This is a genomic window from Marinoscillum pacificum, assembly GCF_024714495.1.
In the GTDB taxonomy this organism is placed as follows: Bacteria; Bacteroidota; Bacteroidia; order Cytophagales; family Cyclobacteriaceae; genus Marinoscillum; species Marinoscillum pacificum.
Map to the genome: position 1 here is coordinate 265,912 of NZ_JAMZMJ010000005.1, position 24,961 is coordinate 290,872.

General features: G+C 38.7%; 25 protein-coding genes. 13 read left to right on the forward strand and 12 right to left on the reverse strand.

Annotation, left to right across the window (positions count from 1 at the left end; all coding sequences use genetic code 11):
* Positions 1-24: 24 nt before the first annotated feature.
* The 4 genes from NXS00_RS14130 to NXS00_RS14145 form a co-directional block, all read right to left on the reverse strand.
* Positions 25-843 (reverse strand): hypothetical protein, encoded by an 819-nt coding sequence (locus NXS00_RS14130; protein WP_258099867.1) that lies wholly within the window; start codon positions 841-843, stop codon positions 25-27.
* On the reverse strand, positions 843-2,003 hold the full coding sequence (gene alr, locus NXS00_RS14135) for an alanine racemase (RefSeq protein WP_258099868.1): 1,161 nt from the start codon (positions 2,001-2,003) through the stop codon (positions 843-845). Before alr ends, NXS00_RS14130 begins: the two co-directional genes overlap by 1 nt.
* On the reverse strand, positions 1,997-3,985 hold the full coding sequence (locus NXS00_RS14140) for a hypothetical protein (RefSeq protein ID WP_258099869.1): 1,989 nt from the start codon (positions 3,983-3,985) through the stop codon (positions 1,997-1,999). The genes alr and NXS00_RS14140 overlap by 7 nt, the downstream gene beginning before the upstream one ends.
* Before the next feature lie 82 nt (positions 3,986-4,067).
* Positions 4,068-5,291 carry an ATP-grasp domain-containing protein gene (locus NXS00_RS14145; protein ID WP_258099870.1) on the reverse strand — a complete coding sequence of 408 codons (1,224 nt, stop codon included), beginning with the start codon at positions 5,289-5,291 and terminating at the stop codon, positions 4,068-4,070.
* 272 nt (positions 5,292-5,563) lie between these two features.
* Here NXS00_RS14145 and NXS00_RS14150 point away from each other — a divergent pair, with 272 nt between their 5' ends.
* From NXS00_RS14150 to NXS00_RS14180, 7 genes are all read left to right on the forward strand, one after another.
* A complete protein-coding gene (locus NXS00_RS14150; protein ID WP_258099871.1) occupies positions 5,564-6,643 on the forward strand; it encodes a TlpA family protein disulfide reductase in 1,080 nt (359 codons plus the stop codon).
* Between the two features lie 67 nt (positions 6,644-6,710).
* On the forward strand, positions 6,711-7,265 hold the full coding sequence (locus NXS00_RS14155; protein ID WP_258099872.1) for a BLUF domain-containing protein: 555 nt from the start codon (positions 6,711-6,713) through the stop codon (positions 7,263-7,265).
* A 61-nt stretch (positions 7,266-7,326) separates the two neighbouring features.
* Positions 7,327-7,509 (forward strand): hypothetical protein, encoded by a 183-nt coding sequence (locus tag NXS00_RS14160; protein WP_258099873.1) that lies wholly within the window; start codon positions 7,327-7,329, stop codon positions 7,507-7,509.
* Positions 7,510-7,625: 116 nt separating this feature from the next.
* On the forward strand, positions 7,626-8,285 hold the full coding sequence (locus NXS00_RS14165) for a DUF6090 family protein (RefSeq protein WP_258099874.1): 660 nt from the start codon (positions 7,626-7,628) through the stop codon (positions 8,283-8,285).
* Entirely contained in the window at positions 8,275-8,796 is a 522-nt protein-coding gene (locus NXS00_RS14170; RefSeq protein WP_258099875.1) for a GNAT family N-acetyltransferase, read from the forward strand. Before NXS00_RS14165 ends, NXS00_RS14170 begins: the two co-directional genes overlap by 11 nt.
* 99 nt (positions 8,797-8,895) lie before the next feature.
* On the forward strand, positions 8,896-9,189 hold the full coding sequence (locus NXS00_RS14175) for a type II toxin-antitoxin system TacA family antitoxin (protein ID WP_258099876.1): 294 nt from the start codon (positions 8,896-8,898) through the stop codon (positions 9,187-9,189).
* Positions 9,170-9,679 (forward strand): GNAT family N-acetyltransferase, encoded by a 510-nt coding sequence (locus tag NXS00_RS14180; protein WP_258099877.1) that lies wholly within the window; start codon positions 9,170-9,172, stop codon positions 9,677-9,679. The genes NXS00_RS14175 and NXS00_RS14180 overlap by 20 nt, the downstream gene beginning before the upstream one ends.
* 94 nt (positions 9,680-9,773) lie before the next feature.
* Here the strand turns inward: NXS00_RS14180 and NXS00_RS14185 are convergent, their stop codons facing one another.
* The 7 genes from NXS00_RS14185 to proB form a co-directional block, all read right to left on the reverse strand.
* On the reverse strand, positions 9,774-10,193 hold the full coding sequence (locus tag NXS00_RS14185; protein ID WP_308709148.1) for a VOC family protein: 420 nt from the start codon (positions 10,191-10,193) through the stop codon (positions 9,774-9,776).
* Between the two features lie 15 nt (positions 10,194-10,208).
* Complete coding sequence (locus NXS00_RS14190) at positions 10,209-10,517, reverse strand: hypothetical protein (protein WP_258099878.1); 309 nt, start codon at positions 10,515-10,517, stop codon at positions 10,209-10,211.
* A gap of 48 nt (positions 10,518-10,565) precedes the next feature.
* Positions 10,566-10,838: a hypothetical protein gene (locus NXS00_RS14195; RefSeq protein WP_258099879.1), complete on the reverse strand. Its 273-nt coding sequence runs from the start codon at positions 10,836-10,838 to the stop codon at positions 10,566-10,568.
* A 453-nt stretch (positions 10,839-11,291) separates the two neighbouring features.
* Complete coding sequence (locus NXS00_RS14200; RefSeq protein WP_258099880.1) at positions 11,292-11,705, reverse strand: hypothetical protein; 414 nt, start codon at positions 11,703-11,705, stop codon at positions 11,292-11,294.
* Positions 11,706-11,854: 149 nt separating this feature from the next.
* On the reverse strand, positions 11,855-12,979 hold the full coding sequence (locus NXS00_RS14205) for an aspartate aminotransferase family protein (protein WP_258099881.1): 1,125 nt from the start codon (positions 12,977-12,979) through the stop codon (positions 11,855-11,857).
* A gap of 30 nt (positions 12,980-13,009) precedes the next feature.
* Complete coding sequence (locus NXS00_RS14210; protein ID WP_258099882.1) at positions 13,010-14,263, reverse strand: glutamate-5-semialdehyde dehydrogenase; 1,254 nt, start codon at positions 14,261-14,263, stop codon at positions 13,010-13,012.
* A 2-nt stretch (positions 14,264-14,265) separates the two neighbouring features.
* Positions 14,266-15,024 carry a glutamate 5-kinase gene (gene proB, locus NXS00_RS14215; RefSeq protein WP_258099883.1) on the reverse strand — a complete coding sequence of 253 codons (759 nt, stop codon included), beginning with the start codon at positions 15,022-15,024 and terminating at the stop codon, positions 14,266-14,268.
* Positions 15,025-15,226: 202 nt separating this feature from the next.
* Here proB and NXS00_RS14220 point away from each other — a divergent pair, with 202 nt between their 5' ends.
* The 5 genes from NXS00_RS14220 (at position 15,227) to NXS00_RS14240 (ending at position 18,602) form a co-directional block, all read left to right on the forward strand.
* On the forward strand, positions 15,227-16,051 hold the full coding sequence (locus tag NXS00_RS14220; protein ID WP_258099884.1) for an alpha/beta hydrolase: 825 nt from the start codon (positions 15,227-15,229) through the stop codon (positions 16,049-16,051).
* 71 nt (positions 16,052-16,122) lie between these two features.
* Entirely contained in the window at positions 16,123-16,293 is a 171-nt protein-coding gene (locus NXS00_RS14225) for a PLDc N-terminal domain-containing protein (protein WP_258099885.1), read from the forward strand.
* A gap of 42 nt (positions 16,294-16,335) precedes the next feature.
* On the forward strand, positions 16,336-17,322 hold the full coding sequence (locus NXS00_RS14230) for a c-type cytochrome (protein WP_258099886.1): 987 nt from the start codon (positions 16,336-16,338) through the stop codon (positions 17,320-17,322).
* A 125-nt stretch (positions 17,323-17,447) separates the two neighbouring features.
* Positions 17,448-17,942: a hypothetical protein gene (locus NXS00_RS14235; protein ID WP_258099887.1), complete on the forward strand. Its 495-nt coding sequence runs from the start codon at positions 17,448-17,450 to the stop codon at positions 17,940-17,942.
* A gap of 75 nt (positions 17,943-18,017) precedes the next feature.
* Positions 18,018-18,602 carry a hypothetical protein gene (locus NXS00_RS14240; RefSeq protein WP_258099888.1) on the forward strand — a complete coding sequence of 195 codons (585 nt, stop codon included), beginning with the start codon at positions 18,018-18,020 and terminating at the stop codon, positions 18,600-18,602.
* Positions 18,603-18,617: 15 nt separating this feature from the next.
* Here NXS00_RS14240 and abc-f read toward each other — a convergent pair whose 3' ends face one another.
* Positions 18,618-20,510: a ribosomal protection-like ABC-F family protein gene (gene abc-f / locus NXS00_RS14245; RefSeq protein WP_258099889.1), complete on the reverse strand. Its 1,893-nt coding sequence runs from the start codon at positions 20,508-20,510 to the stop codon at positions 18,618-18,620.
* A gap of 146 nt (positions 20,511-20,656) precedes the next feature.
* On the opposite strand from abc-f, the gene NXS00_RS14250 reads away from it, so the two are divergent.
* Entirely contained in the window at positions 20,657-24,883 is a 4,227-nt protein-coding gene (locus NXS00_RS14250) for a CHAT domain-containing protein (RefSeq protein ID WP_258099890.1), read from the forward strand.
* The last annotated feature ends 78 nt before the right edge of the window (positions 24,884-24,961 follow it).

Sequence of the window (24,961 nt, forward strand, 5' to 3'; positions counted from 1 at the left end):
TCGACCTTACTGGATGGCATTCTATTACTGAGATTGCACACTATCAACTCGCTTCAAAAGCTCAAAATTTTGCTTCACTTGACTAGTGTTTTCAGCTTGTTTCAAACTCAATTTTCGAATAGTATGTGACTGATCTGAAACCGCATTTCGAACCTCTTCTAAGCGCTGGGTATTATTGGTTGTCTCTTGTAAAATATCGGCTATCTCTCTTGATTGTTGCATTACTGAATCAAGTGTTTCCTGTTGTTGCATCTGACTCAATCCTATTTTGGCAGTTCGATCATTCAAAATTCGTAATTGAGAATTCAACCGATCAGCTGTTGCTTGATAGTTGAAATACAGCCCAACGGCATTTACCAAAATCAAAGTAGCACAACCTCCGATTAAAATATTTTTAAATTTTTTAAGATCTAGTGATCGAAGGGATATAAACTCCCTATTTACAAGATCCTGAAGTGAATGATTGACTCTAAACTGTTGGCTAGCCAATGATAACAGCTTGGCAGAAACAGCAATATCCGGTAAAAACTGAGGGATAACCCCGTCACTTCGCTCTCCACAATACACTGTATTGTCTACCATTGGTAAAGACTGCCAACTCGATACATACCCACGCTTTTCCAGATAGCTTATTAGATCCATTACTTCCAGCAAGTAGCTCATCTGATTATTGAGAGTGCCTGAAGCATGAACTACCAGCAATTGCTGATAACTACTCATTTCCAGTTTCCCCATTTCAATTCCCCAACCTGGTCGTATAAAATCAATGAGCGAAACAACATTGGAAGCACCATTAACCAGGCTTCTTACAATATGTCTTTCATTATCACTAAATGGCCTCATTACTTAACAATGGTTCGTGGAATAGCAGCAGGAAGTCTACTCAGCATCTCATTGTTCATCAATTGAGTCACCTGGGTAAAGGAGCTAATATTAATGGTATTGCTCTTTTGACGTCCAACCAATACCACTTCTTCTCCAACCTCTACACCTTTGATATGAGAAACATCTACCATGAATAAATTCATATTGATTAGTCCAACAACAGGAGCCTTTTTCCCTTTGATGAGTACATGCCCACGATTAGACTGCCCACGTGGGTACCCATTGGAATAACCAAGTGGCAAAACCGCAACTTCCATATCTCGAGTAGCCTGGTAACTAGTACCATAACCGATAAACTCCCCTTCTTTTACATGACGAAGGTCCATGATATCCGTCTTCCAGGTAAAAAGCCTTTTCAAAGCACCATTGGAGCTAGTAGCACCGATTTCCTGCAAGTGTGCATAGTAGATATCCGGGCTTGGCCAAAAGCCATATTGGGCTACACCAATCCTGACCATATCATATACCGTATCAGGATACGCTAATGCAGCTGCAGAACAGGCAATGTGTTTGATTTTAGGCAGGACATTCTTCTTCTTGCATTGTTTCAAAAACTCTTTGTAACGAGCATGCTGAGAATCGATTTTAAACTTATTGGCGAAACTCTCAGCTCCCCCGAAATGCGTACATAATCCGGTAAACTCGATAAACTCCGCATTCTTCTTTAAGAAAGTAAGCGTTTTAGGAAAGTCTGAAGCTTGCATCCCAGTTCTATTGGCGCCTGTCTCCACCTCTATATGTAAATGCGCTTGCTTTCCAAGGGCTTTCGCTTTGTGAAGGACAATTTCCAATCGCTCGTAATTGAAGACAAAAAATTCAATGCCATTTTCAATAGCCCAATCAATGTCTTCGTCATACAAAATACCCATGACCATCACGTCAGCTTTAGCTGATTTGGCATCCAAGACTTCTTCTGCCTCAAAAGCTGACGCAGTAGCAAAGTGATTCACTCCAGATTTCTCGGCCATACGAACAAAAGGTCCAATTCCATGGCCATAGGCATTGGCTTTTACTACAGATGAAATACGTACTCCATCACCTACCTTCTTGCGAATGAAGTTGATATTGTTGGTTAATGAAGATTGACTCAGCTCTATTCTTGATGAGTGTCTTACCATATTTTTTGTTGATTATTCCAGGTATATGACTTACCCCAGCTGGACTTAGCCAGGTTATCTACTTCTTTTAGTTCCGAATCTGGAACCTGATTTACTTTATGAGCTACATCTAAATGGCTATAATGAAATGCGTAAATACGCGCTGCAAACTGTGCTATTGGCAAACTGGACTCTCCGTGTTTTTCTCCAAAACCAAAAACGGCGGGTTTAATCCCTTGTCCCCAATCTTGTCGTCCTTCGTTGTTCGGGTTTAAGAAATAAGCTCTAGCTTTTCCATTTTGATCTTTAGCTATTCGCAACAAGGAAATGGCGTGAAACCCAACCATATCTCCTTTGGATGACGTGATAAATATCCCTACTGGATTTGGATAAGACATCTCCCGATCTCCGTTGAAGTCTGGATGAAATGCGGCATAAAAGATTCGTATAAAACCTTCAAAATCCAGAATAGAGTTGGTCAAATAATCATAGCAGGAGGCAAAACTCAATTGTATCCACTGTCCATACATTGCAGGGTTTACCCACTTATGCGGATCTTCAGCTCTTCCTGCAGATCGCTTCATCATCTCGTTATATATCTTATCCAGATGTGGTACTAACAAAACAGAAACCGGATCGAGATTGTAATCCAATTTCTCAACCAATCCTTTGCCTAGTTGATTAGAAACCAAATCGTGATTTTCAAATCGCATGATCAGGTTGTTTTGAGTAGCAACCGTGATGATCATGTCTATGAGCTTAGCAGGTGCATGCTGACTCCACATACTCAGTCCTCTTGCTGACTGACAAGTAGGATTATTACCTTGTCCAACTCCAAGAGGCTGTCCCAACATTTTAATAACTCCACCTAACAAGTATTGCTGAGCTGTCACATCCATATCTGGATGAATCAAAGATTTGATGATCCGCTTTTCTACTTGCGGGTTCAATTTGATCTTCCTTAAATTCTCCAACCCAACTCGCACAGGACGTCTGGAGAACAGGTTTTTACCCAACATTCGAGCCAATCCATAAATGCATTGACAGTTATCGGGACTAACAATTTCTATAATTAGCGTAGAAACTAACTCATGAAACTTTTCCCATTCGGCTTTACCTCGATCATTAAGATCCAGGCAATTTGGCACCAACTCAGGATGTTCCTTCACCAGTTTCTTGAGCAACAACGGATGGTATTGACTGACCAAACCTGTTTGATGCATGTAATAACCGAAGCTATCAGCTTCGTGCGATAGTGTTCTAAGGTTGGCATTATCCAAAAAGTCCTGATAATCTTCCAGTGTTTGATGCAGAATCGAATTCTGGGAAGGTTTGTAGACTGCATTGATATATAACCTTACAGATTTATCAACTTCACGATCACCAGAAGTATCAAAACGAGCATCTACCAGACGTATTAATTCGCGCGCTTTTCTAGTCACTATCGGACGCTGCTCGCAAATCAAACGGATTTCCTCAGCCAACTTATCGTATACGCCACCCAAATCAATCTCTGAAATGATGAATCCGAACAGATTAAAGGCCTTCTTCAGCTCACGCTCACTCATGACAGTGCGTGTCTCTTCGGCTGGTTCTTTTAGTGCAAACTCTAGATTATGAACCACTACTTCTTCCAGGAAATTCTGTGCTTCTTTGGCGTTAATCACCTCACTTTGCTGATCTCCATTGGCATAAGCCAATAACCGAAGCTCAGAGAGCAATTCAAAACTAGAAGAAGGATGACCGGCTTTTAAGGTTCCTTTCACAAGTGCTGGAACTAACTTATCTGGTTCATTCCAAGCCGTACCGAAGAAAATACCGGCCTGATCTAGCTCGCCGCTTTTCTCATATAAATAAGACAATCCATCTCTAGTCAGACTGAGAATATCAATCTGTGATGCGAGCTTGGCTGCTTTGTCTCTTTTGGTAAAATCAGGAGCCTCTTTGAATTCTAAAAAACTGTTTTCAAAATTTTCGAATACCCTATTTGAGGTTTCTTGCATTGTTGATTTGGGTCAATAAAGAACTTCTCGACAGCCATACCCATCGAGAAGCAACAAATAATTGTATCTGATTATCAATTAATTACACATAGAAATCTACTTCTTCATAATGAAGCAGCAGCTCTGTCATTCGGTCTGGATCTTCACCTTTGAAGTTGATCGTACCAAAGTGATTTCCAAAACCTTCTCTGTTGTCACTAATCTTCTGTGTGCTCAAAGGCGGAACTAGCGTGTGATCCACAAAGTATGGTTCGTTATTCAGCTCCTCAGGGATTTCAAGTTTCGAGAAAGTACGTTTCTGAGGGTAGATCATCACATTACCATTGTAGTTATCAGGGAAATAATCCTTCGATGGGAAGATTTCGTCCAGTTCCTCTTCAGTAATATTTGGGTCATGGCATAGCACAAATGCAGCTAATGCATCAAATCCCCAGGATTTACTCGCCAACTCTAAAATGTGACCTCCAGGGATTCTACAGGCCGTTTCTCCAAAGTTCAATTCATCATTCTCAGTCAGGAACCACTCTGGATGCACCATACCATATTCGATTCCGAAGATGTCTACCAACTTCTGCACATGCTTATATATGAGTTCACGCTTAGAATTGAGATAATGTCCTTCTGGAATGAAGTTAGAATATCCTAAATGCACGTATTCTGTGATATTCAAGAAACGCACTTTTCCTTTGTTGATGAACGCCTCACATGAGAATTCTCGACCAGGCAAGTGACTCTCAGCCAGACATGGGAAATCACTATCCTCACACTTCTCATCTATATCTTTCATAGACTTCAACAGCCTATGCCCCACTGTACCAGCTGAAGCAAACGGCTTGATGTGTACCCAGCTATCCTCTTCACCGTCCAATTGAAGATTAGCTTCATTGAGACGTTTCATGAAGGCTTTGACTCCTTCTTTGTTGTAAACCTCTTCAAATAGGCCTACTCGTAATCCACCAATGAGCGCTTTACGCTTCATCATTGCTTTATTTCTAAACAAGAAAGCACGGTTTAACACACGTGGATCACCACGATAGATTGAATTGAGAGCTCCGGCCCACTCTACTGTTTCCTCAAACAACGGAACAGCTACATCCACTCCATAGGGTTGTAATTTTTCAAATAGATCTAACGAATTAGAGGTATCACTCCATTCATTTAGTTGATACGAGACGAATGGAATATTATTCTCTTTTGCATAGGGTTCAAAATCAGGAAAGGAAACCACTACATACGGTTTCCCAAGCTTTTCCATACTTTCGATTACGGGCAAACTCCACCCCATCAATGCGAAACATTTAGCCATTATAATTATCGATTTTTGGTTTCAAGAAATTATAAAAAAGGACAGATGTATCCTGTGGCGAGAGAAAAGGGCACGTATGTCCTGTTGTGGATGGATACATCTATAATAAGTAAGGAATACCGGTGTAGAATGTTCCGAAAAATCTCAATCCATTAGCTGAGTACAGTGATTTCTTAGAATAATGAAAGGTTTTTAGATATTTTGACGCGCATTTCCGAAATACCTGTCATTCATTTAACTTAACGGAACTACACTTAGAGCCTTTGATTAATATGAAACGATCTTACCTCCTACTTGTCATCATTGTTGCATTTTCATGTGCACAGCAAACACCGGAAGAGCTACTTTCCATAACAAGAGATAAGTATAATTCAAGTAATTACATCAGTTTAACAGCAACCTCCTACTGGCCTGACATGCTTGGCATTGTCGATACGACACTTTATAAAATGGAGTTTATAAATGATGGATCACCATATCTTGGATATGGATTTGTAATTAAGAAAAGGAAGGCCGATGTAGTTTATCTAGATGGTATGTTTCAAAGGTTTGAGCATATAAAGACAGCTCTTAAATCATATGATTCTGCTAGTCTAGCCACTAATAATACTCCACTTACCAAGAGTACAGTTATACAATACAACCCTCTTACACTTCTAGAAATGGATTGGAATTTTTCAATGGACAGTCTTCTTGAGAATAAAAAAATGATGGTTTACGAATCTTTAGAAAGGGATACCGTTTATGAAGGATTAAAAGTGAAAGTATTTTTCAAACTTTATATTAATCCTGCTTCAAACCAAGTGGCTCAATTTGAGCGACTCGCATATCAAGATGGGAATCTAGGACAAAAAATGGTCTGGACTTACAGAAATTCTCAATTTGATAATGAAAAGACCGCTTTACATTATGATTTGCCTGAGAGTTATGTTTCCATTACTGACTCAGGATATGAATTGATGAAAGTAGGTGATAAAGCACCGGATTTCAAAGGAATTACGTTGGCTGGAGATAGTATTTCTCTTTCTCAGTATCTGGGTAAAAAAATATTGGTTGACATATCCGTCATTAACTGTGGATATTGCAAAGAAGCATTGGAATACATTAATCAATCAAAAAACATCATTGAGAATATCGAAACAGTCTATATCAATCCCGAGGACGATATTGACCGTATGCGTTTATATAAGAGACAGGTTGCTATTCCATTTCCAGTAATTGCGGGTCGAGAAGATCTAGGCAGAGCATTTGGAGTGAATGGATACCCCACTTTCATTGTCATCAATGAAGAAGGAATCATTGAACAAGTACAACAGGGATACACCAAAGAGTTTTTAGATCAGTTTATGTAAATATCTAAAACACTTGAATTGATCAATTAGTTGATGGCGCATATTATAAACTAAATACCACCAACTAATGACTGTAAAAGAACTTAGACAACAGCTACATGACTGGGTAGACCGGGGAGATACCAAAATTCTGAAAATGCTCTATGCCATCAGCAAAGTATATTTCACAGAGGCCAACCCTACCCGATCGGATTCACCTCTATACCGTCTGGTCTATTCCAGTGTCAGATCAGAATCGTGCGATCAGGATTGTATTGATAAAATTTTAGCCAGCTCAGTAAAAAACAATCCATCTAAAGAACTTACCGGAATGCTTCTGTATTCTGAAGATCGTTTCATCCAAATCCTCGAAGGGCCTTTGGTTAATGTAATGGAGACTTACAACATGATACTAAAAGATCCAAGGCATGGCGGATCAGTAATTAGATATTGTGCTCCCACTGAGGAACGTTATTTTGAAGATTGGCACATGGGTTCTAAAAGTATCGAGGAACATGCCTTGGAATTCAAGACGGATATCTCTTCGGAAGAAAAGAAACTGTATAACTCCCTGGCAGACGGGAATCTTGCTTCCTATAGAGATGATAGTCTAAGAATGCTTAAAACGTTTCTGGCGTTCTAAAAAGTATCAAGCTACTTTTTTTGGCATAGCCCTTGAACTTTTACTATTAAAACCAATAACTATGACATTTAAAGTAATAGCAATATCACTAGTAATAATCGGATTTTTAGGATTAACATTTGGAGTATTAGGCATCTTCGGCACCCCTGTAATCGCTCTTAATGGATGGGCAATGGCCATTTTAGGCTTTATTTTCTTCCTATCTGGAATGGGCCTTTTAAAACGTCAGTTAGACTCCAATTAATCATTATTGCATTCTCATTCTGATAAATGGAATTGCCAAATCGGTAAAAATATGATCAATTCCATTTCATGAATTTTCTTTTTTTGGTAGTTTGGTTGGAGAACTAACCGAACTCCATGAAGAAAATTAATTGGCCTGATCATTTGACCAACCTGTTGGTAGTAATTCTTGGCATTACCATTGCGTTCTATTTGGAAGGATGGAAAGAAAGTAAAAAGAGCTATAAACTCGAGCAACAATACCTGAGTAGCCTAGCTACAGATTTACACAGCGATAGAATTTACCTGGACACCTTATTGGTCATTAACCGATCCATGGAGAAGAGTTTGAACATTCTCACTGGAGCTACCATCGGTAAGGCGTACAATGAAGATTCGCTCTTATTTCATGTATATTCTACGCAATACATCCCTCCATTTCAGCCTCAATCGGTCACCTATGAATCTTTGAAATCTACAGGCAATCTAGACCTAATCAAAGATTTTGAGTTAAGGAATCGGATTGTAGAGCTTTACGAACAGTTTTACCGTGGAAGTAAAGAATATGATAAGGCACTTACTAATCATACTGACTCCTATGTTCAGCCGTATTTCATCCGAAACCTTGACTTTATAGATGGTGGACGAGTAAAAACTGATTTCTTAAAGGATAAAGAGGTACGAAATATGTTGTTTGCAGAAAAGAGTATTGCTCAAATGCGCACTACTTTCTACAAATCCTTAGACTCTCAATTAGACTCTCTCATTATTCAAGTAGATCGGGCAATTGAAAAATAACATCAATATATCTCTTAGAAATCTTCATGAAGACCAGGCTGAGGTACTAGCTGAATTGGCCAATAATAAGAAAATATGGGACAATGTACGAGATTTCTTTCCTCATCCATTTACAACTCTAGATGCGATTGACTTCATCAAGAAGCAAAAACTGAATGAACCAGCAACACATTTGGCCATTTATTATGGAGATGATCTCACGGGAGTTATTGGCATAGATCCCATGAAAGATGTTTTCCGCAAAACCGGATACATTGGATACTGGATTGGCGAACCTTACTGGGGTAAAGGTATAGCAACAAAAGCCATCCAACTAATGACCGATTATAGCTTTCAAAATTTAGACTTGATCAAGATTCAGGCTGGGGTATTTGGACACAACATGGCATCTATTCGTGTGCTTGAGAAGGCCGGATTTAAGCTAGAAGGCAACCTGAAAAAAGCGGCTATTAAAAACCAGCAAATCGTTGATGATTTGATCTATGGGATGATTAATCCAGCATTTCAATAGCAACAAGTCAATCTCATTATTTTAAACAATAAATCCGTAAAACATAAAACAAATACGGCATTTAACCGTATTTTTACAAAACACTAATATGATACAGAGATGGACACTAATGAAGTAGCAAGGTTTGACGCTAAAATGTCAGTCTTGCACAAAAAGTTATTGGAGGAAGCTGCTAGTTTGAAAGGGTTTCGAAATTTAACTGAGTATGTAATTACTACTATGGTTGAAGACGCAAAGGCTGTAGTTGAAGAATATTCAAAGGTTTTGTATTCAATTGAAGATAAAAAAAGAATTATGAAAATCTTGAATGAGCCAACAGAGCTATCTGATTCATTCTTGAAAGCTTCGCAAAAACGAAGTAAAAGATTAGATAATGAAATTTATAACAGTTGATTTTGATAAGAAATATAATAGAGAACGTTTTTCATGCAGTCATGATTCACTAAATAATTATCTAAAAAGGCAAGCCACCAAAGAATCAAAAGCAGGGCTGGCCAAAGTTTATTTGTTAGTAAATACCTCGAACGAGGTTATCGGTTACTATTCATTATCTTCTTCAGAACTCCCAAAGGATTGCATTCCAGATGTAATGCTGAAAAAACTACCCAAAGGCTATACTGGATATCCTGCCATATTATTAGGACGACTAGCAGTTACCAAAAATGAAACAGGAAAAGGATTAGGAGGAGAACTTTTAGTCGATGCCATTCACCGATGTGTTATTCATTCTCTTTCTATTGGTACTTGTGTAATTATGATTGATCCAATAGATGAGAGTGCTACTAAATTCTATGAGAAATTCATGTTCAAACGATTGCCTGATTCTGATAGAATGTTATTACATATTGACTTCAATCTTCGATCACACTTTGGACTAGAATGATTTGATCAACCTTCAAATAACAGAGTTCAATTGGATTATTTCATCACCCAAAATATCCCCTGTAGGTGATAAAAGAGCCAACCAGAAAAAATGATCACCAATTCATGTTAATAGCAGAATGATTATTTCGATGGCTCCAGTAAATCCCACCGATTGCCATACAAATCCTCAAATACAGCAACGGTACCATAATCAAAAACTTCTGGAGGTCGACAATCACAACTCCTCTATCAATCATTGCTTGATAGTCTCTCGAAAAATCATCAGTATACAAAAACAGAAAAACCCTTCCTCCAGCTTGATTGCCAATACTCTGACGCTGTTTATCATCCGCTGCCTTTGCCAGCAACAAGGAACAGTTTTCATCTCCGGGTGGAGATACAACCACCCATCGCTTGTGCTTATCCAATGAAGTATCCTCTATGAGCTTAAAGCCTAATATATTGGTGTAAAAATCAATAGCTTCAGCATAGTCTTTTACTACTAAAGCAATTTGAGCAATACGTTGGTTCATTGTACTCTAATCGAATTAGGCTAACCTATTGGACTTCCCTCCATCATGCTCTTGAATGTAAACGTAAAAAGGTGCTAATATGTCAATAGAAGTAATGCGATCTTTTACATTTATATTCAAGAAGTGTTCCTCAAAAATAGAATATGCTTTTAGATTACAAAGCTCCCTCAAACCATCATTATATTCCTCAATACACATACCATCTACTTCCTCAAAATATACTGCATCTTCAAGAATATCAGAATAGTTAGAGAATAATATAGGCCCCATTGGCCCCATCACAAGGTTATCTAATCTATTATTTAAGGAAAGCTCTGTTGGCATGAGATACTTTGGATTTAAGGAACCGTAAGTATTGAACTGTACACTCCCTTAAACAGAATCAAAAAAGAATACCAAAGCTTGAATCGGTTTCTTATCCTCACTTAAGTCAATAAGCCGTTCAATCTCGGCATTAAATTCATCTAAAATATCCTCGCTTGAAATCATAGAATCAATGAGATCTACCATCTTAATCAAATGATGCCTGACCTTTTCATTTATTTTTTCATGATCGGATTCATCATATTCGTTCAACGTATCTACAAACGATTTCTTCGCATGGACATAGGCATCATGACAGGAAAGAATTGATTCTTCTTTCATTTATTTAAATTTATAGTGGTGCGGAAGATTATTAAATATTCGTTTGTCAAATTACGTTTAACTGACGAATTGCCACCTAACAAATGTTGAAATCGTTCTGTCTCATAAAAAAACACCTAATTTTAGGTAACTAATAATAATGACAACTTAGTTCTAAAGGATTAGAATTCAGACAAGGTGAATAATCTCTTAATTATTGCTGAAAAACTCCTTTCAATTACCGGAAAAACAAATATCTAAGCAAGTAGCTAACTCAATTAGCAAAATGAAAACGGCGCATAAAATATCATTTCCTTCAAAGCATAATCAACTTACTTTCTGAATCACCTAAGCCTTTCTTACTTACTAATACCTAATAGGTCAAACAGTCACCCATTTTATTCTGTACATCATCAAAGACTTCACATATGACTTGTCTACTCACTTTTTACCAATTGGAACTCATATTAAATATCATATAAAAAACATAATCAGTATTAGAGCAAATGCACTTACAACGGTTGTGAAAATTCCAGTATTCCTTGACTTAGTCCATCCAGACATTCCAATTACTGTAAGTAATGAAACAACACCTAACATATAACTCAAAATACCAATAATTCGAGGCTTGGTTAAGTCGGCATTAGTCACTTCAAAAGGATATCCTTCAGTAGTTTTCATTAAAATATTGGTGAGCGCAAATACAGCTACTAAAAAACATCCAGACGAAATCGTTGATACCTTCAGAATTGCATTATGCAGCCTATTGGAGTTGGAATTTATTATCAAATTAGCTGTGATGGCGATGGAAAACCCAGTCAATAACGCACATGTCAAGATCAAATGACCAGCTAATTGATTCCAGTAATCAAAAGAAAGTTCAAACATAATAGTCTTTTAGATGCCCCAACAAATAAAACGATAGGTAAAGCGTCATTACTTTACATCATTCAAAATAACGGATTTCACACTCCCTGACAACAAAAAACCTCCAAAATCATACAATCCTGGAGGTCTTCATTTTGTTTTGAGTCCTATTACAAGGCCTTCTTAAACTCTTCCAAAAATTTATCCGCCTCAGTCTTGGATAAATTCAAAGCAGGTAACAATCGAATAGTGTTTTTACCTGATGCGGAACCGGTAAATACATGATGATCAAACAATAACTTCTTACGTAGTTCGGCAACTTCAAACTCCATATCGATACCAATCATCAAGCCTCTGCCACGAACCTCTACTACTTTATCTATACCTTTTAGCTCATTCATGATGTACTCACCTACATTTTTGGCATTTGCTAAAAGTTGCTCTTCTTCTATAACTTCTGCTACAGCTAATCCTGCAGCACATGCCAGGTGATTACCTCCAAATGTCGTTCCGAGCATTCCATACTTTGCTTCAAATTTTGGAGAGATAAGCACCCCTCCTATTGGAAAACCGTTACCCATGCCTTTAGCCATTGTGAATAGATCTGCCTCTACCCCATAATGATCATGAGCGTAAAAATCTCCTGTTCGTCCGTAGCCACACTGAACTGCATCAGCAATAAATACGGCTTGATACTCATCACATAAACTACGTATCAATTTCATGAATGACTCGGATGGAATATTGATTCCACCAATACCCTGTATTCCTTCTACAATTACAGCTGCAATTTCATTCTCTGTAAAAGCTTGTTTTAAAGCCTCCTCATCATTGAACGGGAGTATCAGCGCATTTTCAGTTTCATTTACAGGAGCAACAATATTCTTATTATCTGTTACTGCAACAGCTAAAGAAGTACGTCCATGAAATCCTTTAGTAAAAGATATGATCTTCTTTTTGCCCGTGTAGAAAGACGCTAGCTTCAAAGCATTTTCATTAGCTTCCGCTCCACTATTACATAGAAACAGATTCCAATCTGGCCTTCCTGCCAATGCACCTACTTTTTCCGCGAGTTGTTCCTGGAGCGGATTTTGAATTGAGTTGGAATAAAAGCCAAGTTTCTGTACTTGATCGGTTATACGCTTCACATAATGTGGATGGGAATGTCCTATAGAAATGACCGCATGTCCACCATAGAGATCAAGGTATTCTTGCCCATTCTTGTCATACACATAACTTCCTTTTCCACTTGCTATCTCAATCGGAAACAATGGATAAACATCAAATAATGCCATTTATATCAAAAAATAATCTTCCAAAACTTCTTAACCTCTCACTTGTCCATCTCCACGAACTACCCATTTATAACTGGTAATTTCTCTAAGACCCATTGGTCCTCTGGCATGTAACTTTTGTGTACTAATTCCAATTTCTGCGCCAAGCCCAAACTCACCTCCATCCGAGAAGGCTGTACTTGCATTCGAATATACGCACGCCGCATCTACCTGTTGTAAAAATAGCTCAACAGTCTCCAAATTTTCTGACACAATCGCTTCGCTGTGTTTAGAACTATACTGTGCTATATGATCTAGCGCTTCTGTCAATGAATTAACCACTTTGATGGACATCTTGTGAGACAACCACTCAATGCCGAAATCATCAACATCGGCAGCAATTAATAACTTTTGATCATAAGAAGATTGCAATGCTTCAAATGACAATTGATCTGCATGGATTTCTACTGCATATTCTGCGTCCATTCCCTGGACAATAGCTGACAAATCTGTCAATCGATCTTTATGAATGATCAAACAATCCAAAGCATTACAAACACTGACTCGCCTCGTTTTTGCATTCTGAACAATGGCTTTGGCCTTAGCTAAATCAGCATCCACATCCACATAAGTATGCACGATACCCGCACCAGTTTCAATGACCGGAATGGATGCATTTTTACGAACAAAATCTATCAATCCCTGACTTCCACGAGGAATAATGCAATCTACCAGACCCTCAGCGGTTAGTATCACCGGTAAAGCCTCACGCTCAGCTGGAGCCAGAAGAACCGTATCTTCCAAACCATACTTACTTAAAACTTCACGAATCACTGAAACGATAGCTTCATTAGAGTCTGCAGCATCACGGCTGCCTTTCAGCACACACGCATTTCCCGTTTTGAAGGTCAATGCAAATACGTCAAAAGTAACATTGGGCCGGGATTCATAGACAACACCTATTACGCCAATAGGTACCGATATCCGTGCGATTCGAAGACCGTTTTCCTTCACATGCTCATCCAACACTTTACCCAAAGGATTAGGCAATTCTGCCACTCGCCTCATGTCACTGGCAATCGATTGGAGACGTGAAGCATTCAAAAGCAAGCGATCATATTTTGGATCAGTGGGATCCATTCGATCCAGATCCTTCTGATTAGCCTCTAGAATAATAATCTCTTTTGCTAGAGCAAGATCAGCTACTTCATTAAGTATTTTCTTCTTTTGATCACCCGAAATAGCAATGAGTTTTCGACTTGCACTTTGGATGGCTTCTAATTGTTCAATCAACTGCTTTTCCACTCCTACTTGGTTAAAAATCTGGTCCCTATCTCTTTCCCTTGTATAATGTCCAATACTACATTATCCACCTTTCCATTGGCTATATACGTTTCAACTCCATTGACAGCACATAAATTAGCAATGGCATATTTGGATTGCATGCCTCCTCTACCCAACCCAGACTTCTCAGTGGAGATGTATGATTTTACAACAGTATCATTCAATGGAACTACATGAACTACCTTTTTATCCTGATCATAGATACCATCCACATTACTTAAAACAACCAACTTCTTAGCCCTAACCATTCGAGCTGTTAATCCTGCCAACTCATCATTATCTGTGAACATCAACTCCGTAAGGGATACGACATCATTTTCGTTGACGATAGGTATAATTCCTTCTGATAGCAATCCTTCAAAACAATTGATCATGTTTTGATAATGCTCTCCTTCTGTAAAGTCTTCTTTGGTAGCCAAAACCTGAGCACATACCACACCATACTCTATGAACAACTCGAAATATCGCTTCATGAGCGTGGTTTGACCAATAGCGGAAAACACTTGCCTCCTGATGGCTTCATCTTTGATCTGACTCTCGCCTAACACACTCTTACCAGCACCAACAGCACCAGAAGACACCAAAATGGGGCACCAGCCTTCTCGTTTTAGTTTCACTAATTGAACAACTATCTCTCTGAATATCAGCGCATCCAGCTTACCATCTTCTCTGGTGAGAACATTAGTACCCACCTTCACAACTATTCTGTTCTGTTGACTCATGAATTAACCATTTGTGGGGTGAAAGATTAATGTAACGGAAAATTAATCCGAATTTGAGGCATGTAAAAATTATATTTTACCAAATCACCATATCATAAAATTATATTTTTAATTACTCAACTTCATAGCGCAACCGTTAATGAAGTTTTACCTTAGCGCATCTATCGAAAATCACTCTTTTTTAGCTACTACTATTGAACATATGAAAAGGCTATTATCAATCTCTTTTGCTCTTATTTTAGGGCTTACATCCTACGCTCAAACTACGTACAAAACGCACACTAACCTGAGCTACTACGAGGTAAAAGATCAAACAGCTTACATGAAAGAAAGATGCAAGCTTGATTTATATGTACCCGAAAGCATCAATGGGTTTCCTACAGTAGTCTGGTTTCATGGTGGTGGATTGACAGGAGGATCGAAAGAATTGCCTGAAGCTTTACAAAATAAAGGAATGGCCGTAATTGGAGTTAACTATCGTCTTTCTCCAAAAGTAAAAGTGAAGGATTGTATTGCGGATGCTGCAGCTGCTGTTGCTTGGGCATTCAAGCATATTGCAGAGTACGGAGGAGATCCTAATTTAATCTTTGTGTCTGGTCATTCTGCAGGTGGTTATTTAGCAAGCATGGTTGGCATGGATAAGTCCTGGTTAGCAAAGTATGAAATTGATGCCAATGATATAGCTGGACTTATTCCATTTAGTGGTCATACTATTACTCACTTTACAGCAAGACAAGAAATGGGCATGCCGGGCCATCAACCATTAATCGACGAGCTAGCTCCACTCTATTTTGTAAGAGCTGATGCTCCGCCATTGTTGCTGATCACTGGAGATCGTGAATTGGAAATGCTGGGTAGATATGAAGAAAACGCTTACATGATGCGAATGATGCGCGTTGCTGGCCATCAGGATACGCGTCTGATGGAAATGGATGGCTATGGACATGGCATGACTTACCCAGCCTTTCCACTACTGGTAAATGAAGTTAGTCGAATTAAAAAATTGATTTATCCAGAATCAAAATGACCTGATCCTGTATTTGGAAATATCAAAATAAATCCTGTAATTCAGATTGTTAACCAACAAACTATTCTCAAATGACTGCAGGATACATCATTGCTCTGGCTTGTGCCATATGGGTGATCTATGACGTGGTAGCCAAACAATCCCGTATGAGTGGTGGCTCCAAACTACTTTGGATCATATTCGCACTTATCTTCAACATCATCACTGCCATTGTCTACTATTTTGTTGTCAAGAGAAAATAGACAAACCGCTAATCTATTATCTAACAATTACTAGCCAACAAAATGAAAATCCTTAAAATTTTAGGCATACTCGTTGCCGTTGTTGTCCTATTGATCATAGTGGGTATTTCTTATATTAAGGTAGGGTTACCGAATGTAGGAGAAGCCCCAGAAATGGCCATCAAAGAAACTCCTGAAGTACTAGCGCGAGGAGAATACCTTGCAAACCATGTAGCGGTATGCGTGGATTGTCACTCCAAGAGAGACTGGACAAGGTTCTCAGCACCCCTAGTCCCTGGCACATTCGGACAAGGTGGTGAAGTCTTTGATCATGACTTTGGTTTTCCGGGAGTATTCACCTCCAAAAATATAACTCCTACAGGAGTGAAAGACTGGACTGATGGTGAGTTATACCGCTTAATCACAACCGGTGTAACTAAATCTGGTGAGCCTATATTCCCAGTTATGCCATATGGATCTTATGGCAAAATGGCCAAAGAGGATATTGAAGCGATTATCGTTTACTTAAGAAGTCTTCGACCTATTGACAATAAAGTTGCCGCCTCTAAAGCAGACTTCCCTATGAGTCTCATTTTAAATACCATTCCTCAACCTGCAAATCCACAACCTATCCCAGATAAATCTGATCAGGTAGCCTATGGCAAATACATCATGACTGCTGCTGCGTGTAGCGATTGCCATACTCCTCAAGATGATAAAGGTCAGCGCTTGATGGATAAATACATGGCTGGTGGTTTTGAATTTAAACTACCTGGATATGGAGTTGTGCGTTCTGCAAACATTACCCCTGATGCGGCTAATGGAATAGGCTCATGGAATGAAGACTTTTTCGTACAGCGTTTCAAAGCATATGCTGATTCCTCTTATGTACCTCACAAAGTAGCTGAAGGTGAATTCCAAACAGTGATGCCATGGATGATGTATGCAGGCATGGAAGAAGAAGATTTAAAAGCGATTTATGCATATCTTATCTCCTTGGATCCGAATCCAAATAAGGTTGAAAAATTCACTTCAGAGGTGACAATGTGAGCAACTTAACCCGCGGATTTTTAATAAGCCATTCTGACCGAGCTGTCAGAGTGGCTCTTTTTTTATTGCCAATTGTAAGAAAATAGAAATTGTGACAACTAATTAATTGAACCAAACATCTGCATATGGCTCTTCAATTGATTAGTAAGAAAAGAAATTACATCTTGTCTAAAGATGACAAGCCGCTTGGTTTACTCCAATTCCCAAAGTGGTATTCGCATAATGCCGTGCTAGAACTGAATAACAGAAAGTACGAATTAAATAAAAGCGGCATGTGGTCTAGTTCCTATACGGTTCGTACGGGAGGATTCAATACTGGGAAAGTGAGTATGAATTGGAAGGGAGGAATGAGTCTGGAAATTGAAGACCATAACAGAAAGCCCATTAAGCTTGGTATCAAACATAAGGGATTTTTAAAAACCAAATTCATCATCACTGATGAGTCTAAAAATCAGATAGCTCTTTTATCCAGTGCAAAAAGCTGGATGAAAATGAAAAGTGATTTTGACATAGAAGAAATAGCACCTATCCAAAACCTTGACATGAATCTCGCCTACCTGTTAATTGTTTTTTGTATAGACTTGTACCTTTCGAATATGGCTGCAGCTGGTGCCGCATGAGGAGTGGGTTAACTAATAAGTATGGTTGAAATTAATGGGAAACAATATAAAGTATGGACATGAAAACATCACAGCATGCTTCACTATATCGTCAATCCTGGGATATTAATCAATGAATTGGTTTTAGGTCAAAGGGTACCAAATGAGATTTACTTCGAACAAGTAGCAGACACACAGTTAATGGAACGGCAATATATCAAATGCCGGCACTGTGAAACGATGCGCGATGGCAGAACCTGGTCAAGCCAACATAATACAGCATTCAAAAACTGGTTCGGATTATATTGCCCTTCATGCGAAGGAGTAATTCCTTGTCTAAGAAACGCTACAGCATGGCTCATTTTAGCAGTTACTTACCCTCTTTGGTTCTGGTGGATAGATAAATGGAAAAATAATTGGCTGGCAAAGCAGCCTGCCAGATATAAAAACATTGATGTTCAGGAAATAACTGTTAGTAAAACCAACTGGGTAAAAGCAGGTATCATATATGGATCCATCATGTTCATCCTGATGACATTCCTATTTCCATTAGTGATGGGAGAAGCCATTACGCTCAAATCCATACTTATTGCAATTCCCGTCTGGGCAATTGCAGGCTTACTATTTGTACTACTATTAAAATGGTGGATGGGAAAGAGAATTAAATCCGGAATAAACTGATCTAAACTATCTTAATCATCCCATTTTCTCGACAAGCTCCTCCCACCTGGTGTGGAGCTTCTCCAATTCTGCCTTTTTACTATTGTATTTATTGGTCAGCTTACCCATCTTCTGATCATCTTCATAAACCTCAGGCTTGGCCATATCCTCTTCCATAGAAGCAATTTCAGTCTCCAAAGACTCAATTTTAGCTTCCGTTTGAGCTATTTCTTTTTCTAGCTCTTTCTGAGGTTGCTCATGTCTGGGTTTGGTATTGACAGAATCTTTCTTATCCTTCTTTGCCTCTGCAGATTCAACTGGCTTTTTCTTCTCCTGCTCTTTGGTATACCACCAGTGCCATTCTTCGTAAGTCCCTGGATATTCTTTGATCTCCTGATCCTCAATCCACCAAATCTTATTCGCAACATTAGCTATGAAATCCCTGTCGTGACTCACCAGCAGGAAGGTACCTTCGAATTGTTGAAGCGCCTGTACCAATATGCTTACCGAAAGCATATCCAGGTGGTTCGTTGGCTCATCGAGCATTAAGAAATTAGATTCAGAAATCAACGTTTTAGCCAAAGCCACACGAGACTTTTCTCCCCCACTCAGTACTTTAATCTTCTTAAATACTTCCTCATCAGAGAACAAGAAACAACCTAGCACATTGCGCAATTCTTGTTCAGTTTTACCCGAACCAGCCTGTTTTAGTTCTTCTAGAATTTCATTATCTACACGCAACGATTCCAGCTGATGCTGAGCATAAAAAGCTGTGGAGACATTATGTCCTGGCTCCATTGCACCCTCATGCTTTTCTGTTCCTGCCACTATTCGAAGTAAAGTAGACTTACCTTTTCCGTTTGCTCCGATCAAGGCAATCTTATCTCCTCGCTCAATGTGAGCATCAGCATTCTTCAGAATCTGAAGATCTCCATAAGCTTTAGAAATATCAGTTAATCTGGCTACATGCCGACCTGATTGTGTTTTGAATTTGAACCTGAAATCAACCTGCATGGTATCGTCCACCACTTCTTGAATTCGATCCATTTTCTCCAGCATTTTCATTCTGGATTGCGCTTGTTTCGCTTTAGTTGCTTTAGCCTTGAAGCGTTCAATGAAACGTTCTGCTTCTTTTATCTTTTGCTGCTGATTCTCAAAAGCATTCTGTTGAATCTCATTTCTGAGCTCCTTTTCTTCTAAGTAGAAGTCGTAATTACCAGCGTACATGTTTAACTGATAACCGGTTACTTCTACAATTTTATTAATGGATGCGTTAAGAAAACGTCTATCATGCGAAACGATGATCACTGCTCCTTCATAGGATTGCAAGTAGTTCTCCAACCATTCAATAGATGGTAAATCCAGGTGGTTGGTAGGCTCATCGAGCATGAGCAAAGAAGGCTTTTCTAAAAGAAGCTTGGCTAACATTACTCGCATTCGCCATCCTCCAGAAAACTCTTTTAACGGTCTTTGCAGGTCTTTTGTGCTAAAACCTATTCCTTCCAGAATTTCTTCCGCTTTGGCTTGCATAGAATAACCTTCATTGGTTTCAAATCTATCTTGAAGCTTAGCCAATTTATCTACCAATTCATCTCGATAGTTCTCTTCCATTTCCTTGAGAACTTTATCGATCTGCTCCTGAATTTTCAACGTTTCTTCAAACGCCTGCATGGCGACATGCAGAATAGAATCATTCGTTAGATAGGACAACAAATCCTGATTAAGGAATCCAATAGAGGTATCATTACTCATATTGATCTCTCCTGATGTAGGCTGGTAATCTCCTACTATCATCTTCAGCAAAGTAGACTTACCTGTACCATTAAGACCTATTAAACCTATCCGGTCTTTTGGCCCTATGAACAAAGAAGCATTGTCATATATTGGGCGATCGCCAATGTAATAAGAGAGATCATTGATACTAATCATGCTGCAAATTTATATGACCAGCATTGGTATACAAGACGAATGTTTCAATCCTCCAAACTTCTTACGTTGTTTAAGAATAGCATCTTGCCTATCGATTGTTTATTTTTAAGATAACTTTCTCATTAGAGGACACTAACTGAACTGTCATGCGCCTACTTTTCACCCTTCTAGCATTTTTCATAATTTCCTTTCATAGTCATGCCCAATCATGGGAACAAGTCTTTAGCAAAGCTGAAGCACAATTTGCTAAAGGCAAATACACCAAGGTTCAAAAGCAGATAAATAAGCTTAGATCAAAGCATATAGCTAAAAAATACGGTGGGGACTCATCCCTTTATGCGCTAACATATGTGATGGAAGCAAAAACACACCAGGCTATTGCAAATTACGACCTGATGTATAAGAATATTGATTTGTCGCTATCAAAACTAAATAATTGGAAGAACGGACATCAGTATAATTACGCCATGGGACATCTCAGAATTGCTGACATCCTATTGGATTATGGTAATTATAAGAAAGCAGACAGCATTGTAGCCATTGCAGAAGGTCTGTCCTCTTCCTACTTACAAAGCGATGTTTTGGAAATGGAAATCAAAATACGCAGAGCCATTACCAATGTAGAGCTTGGTTATTACAATAAAGCGCAAAAAGTGGTTGAAGAGCTTATAAATGTTTGGCCAACCAAACTGAAAATATCTTACAACTATGAGCCGGTAACTTCTGCTGATGAAGCCTATAAAAATCAGCTCCTTGTTCGTCTGTTTACAGTTGAAGGAGAAATTCTAAGACGAAAAGGTGAATATGCCAAAGCTGTTGAGGTTTTTGAAAAACGAGAAAAACAGGTTAACAGACTAGCTGAAGCCAAAACACCTGCATATGTTGAATTTCGTGTTGCTCAAGCTAACACCTACCTGGATTACGGGAATTCTTCGGAAGCTAGAAAAATAGCCGGAAGAGTCACTGCCTTAAAACCTCCAGGACGGCTGTATGAAAAAATCGCTGATGTAGACATTAGAGCATGTTTGGAAGAAGAGAAGTTCACCGATGCTGTAGGGACCTACAATACCTTAGAGTCATCACTCATCAAAGCTGGGGTTAAAAGAGATTACGCCTATTTCATTTCTAAATTTTATGCGACACTCTACAGAGTGTATGAGAATGATCCCAATCAAAATGTAATAACTCGACTGAGTGGAATTCTTTCTCAATCCAAATCACTAGTCCCAGCTGATCATAGAGTCAGAACCTACACATGTGACGCTGCACTGAATTATATATTTCGTTCCAACAGAAGTCAGAACTATCCATATGCCGAGAAGTTCTACATGGACTTAGGAAAATCGCTCAACCTCAGATATAAAGAGAACACACTTGCTTTGGACATTTACAAAGTAAATTTTGCTGGATATTACCTTAAATACTCCGAGCAGCCACAAAAAGCTTTTCAAATGCTGGCCAGCGAACCATACAAACAGGCTCTGGAAGAGCTATCTACCATTCACCCTGACTATGTTCGAATTGTTAATGATTTAATCGACTATTTCGCTTTAGTTGGGAATTTTGATTACCCAATTAAACTGACACAGGAAGTGGTAGATGCCATGAGACTCAACCCTAATACAGACAAAGAAGATCTTGGAGATAAACTTGTAGAACTTGCTAGACTACAGATCGAAGGAGGTTATTATAAGGAAGCGGAAACCAATACAGATGAAGCTCTGAAACTGATACGACGAGGCGGTGAACGAAAATCAGAAGAGTATGTCAATGCACTTAACAACGCCGCTTACCTATACGGTACAATTGGGTTATATAATGAAGCGATCAAACAGCTTACCAAAGCAGAATCAATATTCAATAAAATCACAACAGCCAATAAGGATTTAAAATTTAACTCCATTGTAGACTTAGCTTTTTTATACACCCAAATGGGTGAATATACGCAAACTGAAATGCTTCTTAAAGAGGTCATCAGCGAAAGACGAAAAGTCTATGGTGCCAATAGCAGACGCCTTATCAAACCCTATTCTGCTATCGGTGAAATGTACCTTATCAAAGGCGAATATCCAGAAGCCGAAGAGAATTTCAGGAAAAGCTTAGGAGTGGCTGAACAACTTTTTGGAGACACCACATTGATTTTTGCTAAAAACCTGAGCTACATGGTGAAGCTCTACATTGAACTAGGTAACTACAAAGCTGCCCTGGTGAATGCCACAGATGTTCTAAAAATCAGAGAAAAGACTTTAAGAGAAGATCACATACTGTTTGCCGACACTTACAATGACCTTGGAAACATTCATTATAATCTTGGAAGTGATCTTCAGGTAGTTGATAAATACTACCGATTAGCCATGGACATTACCGAAAAGAACTTTGGTCAATCTCATCCACTCTATGCAGAAGCTCTTAAAAATGTAGCCTTTGTTCATGTACAAAGAAAACAATACGATGAGGCCTTAAACATGCTGAATCAAGCCGATGAAATTTGGAAAAACACATTGAGTAACCTTAATAAGAGCTCAGGAGAAGTTGCAAGGATAAAGGGTGACATCTATAGCTTCAGGGGACAGTTCAAAGAAGCTCGTAAAGAGTATGAAAAAGCTGCCAGATATTTTAGAATACTATTTAATACAGAGCATCCAGACTATCTAAACACCCAAAGTCGATTAGCTAGAGCCTATTGGATCAATGGAGAAATCAGTAAGGTAGAATCTATCCTCAGCGAAACCACAGCATCTTATCTCAATTATACCAAGGAATACTTCCCTACCCTTAGTGAAGAAGAAAAAGCGAAATTTTGGAATAAGATCAAGTCTGACTTTGAGTTTTACAACACTGTGGCTGTGGCTTATAGTGTAGAAAAAGAGAAGTACCTAGAAAACATGTATGATTTTGCACTCGCTACCAAAGGCTTGCTTCTCAATTCATCTATTAAGACCAGAAACAGTATTCTCAATAGTGGAGATGAAAAACTCATTTCACTTTTCAATGAATGGGTACAGAAAAAAGAATATCTAACTACGACAGTTGCTCAAAACCAGGAGCAACTAGCCGAAAATGAGGTAGATGTCCCGAAATTGAAAGATCAAATCGCGGTATTAGAGAAACAACTGAGTGAAATGTCAGAAGCATTTGCTGAATCGTATGAATACCAAGCCTATAGTTGGACAGATATTCGAAAATCGTTAAATGAAAACGAAGCGGCTGTAGAAATCATTCGATACCGGGCATTCGACAATAAGTTTAATGAAGACAGTATCAGATATGCTGCACTAATTGTCACAGCTGAAACCAAGAAAAACCCATATCTCGTCTTATTAAAAAATGGTAAAGATATGGAGACAAGGCACTTCCTTGCTCATAGAAACTTAACCAAATACAAAACCAAAGACTTTCAGTCCTTTGGTGTATTCTGGGATAAAATATATGAAAAGGTAAAAGATAAAGAAATCGTATTCTTATCACCTGATGGTGTTTACAATCAAATCAATGTTGAATCCTTAATGGTTGATGATGCCACTTATGTTATTGATTTGCAGAACATCCGTGTCATCAATAGTACCAAGACCATAGCCGCGATGCGCTCAAAAGACGCACGAAAAGCTAAAAAGAACGAAAAACCTCAAGAAGAATTCAATGCCATGCTCATGGGCAATCCACAATATTATGCGAATAATGAAAATAAAAATATCGCTGTAAGAGAAGCTAACCGTGGAAAGCAAGTGTTCGTCCCTCAACTCCCGGGAACAGAAGCTGAAGTGAATACAATCACAGATTTGCTAAAAGAAAAAGGATGGAAAATAGAATCCTATTTGGGCACCAACGCCACTGAAGACCAAATTAAAAAAGCTCAAAACTATACGCTCATACATATTGCAACCCATGGATTCTTTGAGGATCAGAAAAAGCGTGAAAAAGAAGACACCAACATTTTGTTTGAAGATGATGACAACCCACTTGAAAGAGCAGGATTACTAGCTGAAGGTGGAGGTGATGTATTGGTCAATGCCACGAAAAACTATAATATTCAAGACGGAATTCTTACAGCGTATGAAGCCATGAACCTGAATTTCGAGCAAACAGAATTGATTGTGCTTTCAGCATGTGAGACAGGTCGTGGAGAAATACAGCAAGGTGAAGGTGTATTCGGATTGCAACGTTCGTTTTTGGTAGCTGGAGCCGACGCTATAATAATGAGCTTATTTCAGGTTTCCGATGAAGTGACGCAGCTACTTATGGTAGAGTTTTATAACAATTGGATGAGTGGTCAGGACAAACGAACCGCCTTTACCAACGCGCAGTTGAAGATTAAAGAGACATACAACGACCCTATTTATTGGGGTGCTTTCACTATGATTGCGAAAATCTAATCACTTAGAAGGTTTTACTACCATCCGTAAAAACACTGAGTACGCTTTGGGGACTGCAAATTATATTTGTACCTACAT

What these genes read in the sequence shown, in the direction of transcription:
- NXS00_RS14130 (WP_258099867.1), bottom strand. Translation starts at nt 843, where the DNA reads ATGAGGCCATTTAGTGATAATGAAAGACATATTGTAAGAAGCCTGGTT.
- alr (WP_258099868.1), bottom strand. Translation starts at nt 2,003, where the DNA reads ATGGTAAGACACTCATCAAGAATAGAGCTGAGTCAATCTTCATTAACC.
- NXS00_RS14140 (WP_258099869.1), bottom strand. Translation starts at nt 3,985, where the DNA reads ATGCAAGAAACCTCAAATAGGGTATTCGAAAATTTTGAAAACAGTTTT.
- NXS00_RS14145 (WP_258099870.1), bottom strand. Translation starts at nt 5,291, where the DNA reads ATGGCTAAATGTTTCGCATTGATGGGGTGGAGTTTGCCCGTAATCGAA.
- NXS00_RS14150 (WP_258099871.1), top strand. Translation starts at nt 5,564, where the DNA reads ATGAAACGATCTTACCTCCTACTTGTCATCATTGTTGCATTTTCATGT.
- NXS00_RS14155 (WP_258099872.1), top strand. Translation starts at nt 6,711, where the DNA reads ATGACTGTAAAAGAACTTAGACAACAGCTACATGACTGGGTAGACCGG.
- NXS00_RS14160 (WP_258099873.1), top strand. Translation starts at nt 7,327, where the DNA reads ATGACATTTAAAGTAATAGCAATATCACTAGTAATAATCGGATTTTTA.
- NXS00_RS14165 (WP_258099874.1), top strand. Translation starts at nt 7,626, where the DNA reads ATGAAGAAAATTAATTGGCCTGATCATTTGACCAACCTGTTGGTAGTA.
- NXS00_RS14175 (WP_258099876.1), top strand. Translation starts at nt 8,896, where the DNA reads ATGGACACTAATGAAGTAGCAAGGTTTGACGCTAAAATGTCAGTCTTG.
- NXS00_RS14180 (WP_258099877.1), top strand. Translation starts at nt 9,170, where the DNA reads ATGAAATTTATAACAGTTGATTTTGATAAGAAATATAATAGAGAACGT.
- NXS00_RS14185 (WP_308709148.1), bottom strand. Translation starts at nt 10,193, where the DNA reads ATGAACCAACGTATTGCTCAAATTGCTTTAGTAGTAAAAGACTATGCT.
- NXS00_RS14190 (WP_258099878.1), bottom strand. Translation starts at nt 10,517, where the DNA reads ATGCCAACAGAGCTTTCCTTAAATAATAGATTAGATAACCTTGTGATG.
- NXS00_RS14195 (WP_258099879.1), bottom strand. Translation starts at nt 10,838, where the DNA reads ATGAAAGAAGAATCAATTCTTTCCTGTCATGATGCCTATGTCCATGCG.
- NXS00_RS14200 (WP_258099880.1), bottom strand. Translation starts at nt 11,705, where the DNA reads ATGTTTGAACTTTCTTTTGATTACTGGAATCAATTAGCTGGTCATTTG.
- NXS00_RS14205 (WP_258099881.1), bottom strand. Translation starts at nt 12,979, where the DNA reads ATGGCATTATTTGATGTTTATCCATTGTTTCCGATTGAGATAGCAAGT.
- proB (WP_258099883.1), bottom strand. Translation starts at nt 15,024, where the DNA reads ATGAGTCAACAGAACAGAATAGTTGTGAAGGTGGGTACTAATGTTCTC.
- NXS00_RS14220 (WP_258099884.1), top strand. Translation starts at nt 15,227, where the DNA reads ATGAAAAGGCTATTATCAATCTCTTTTGCTCTTATTTTAGGGCTTACA.
- NXS00_RS14225 (WP_258099885.1), top strand. Translation starts at nt 16,123, where the DNA reads ATGACTGCAGGATACATCATTGCTCTGGCTTGTGCCATATGGGTGATC.
- NXS00_RS14230 (WP_258099886.1), top strand. Translation starts at nt 16,336, where the DNA reads ATGAAAATCCTTAAAATTTTAGGCATACTCGTTGCCGTTGTTGTCCTA.
- NXS00_RS14235 (WP_258099887.1), top strand. Translation starts at nt 17,448, where the DNA reads ATGGCTCTTCAATTGATTAGTAAGAAAAGAAATTACATCTTGTCTAAA.
- NXS00_RS14240 (WP_258099888.1), top strand. Translation starts at nt 18,018, where the DNA reads ATGCTTCACTATATCGTCAATCCTGGGATATTAATCAATGAATTGGTT.
- abc-f (WP_258099889.1), bottom strand. Translation starts at nt 20,510, where the DNA reads ATGATTAGTATCAATGATCTCTCTTATTACATTGGCGATCGCCCAATA.
- NXS00_RS14250 (WP_258099890.1), top strand. Translation starts at nt 20,657, where the DNA reads ATGCGCCTACTTTTCACCCTTCTAGCATTTTTCATAATTTCCTTTCAT.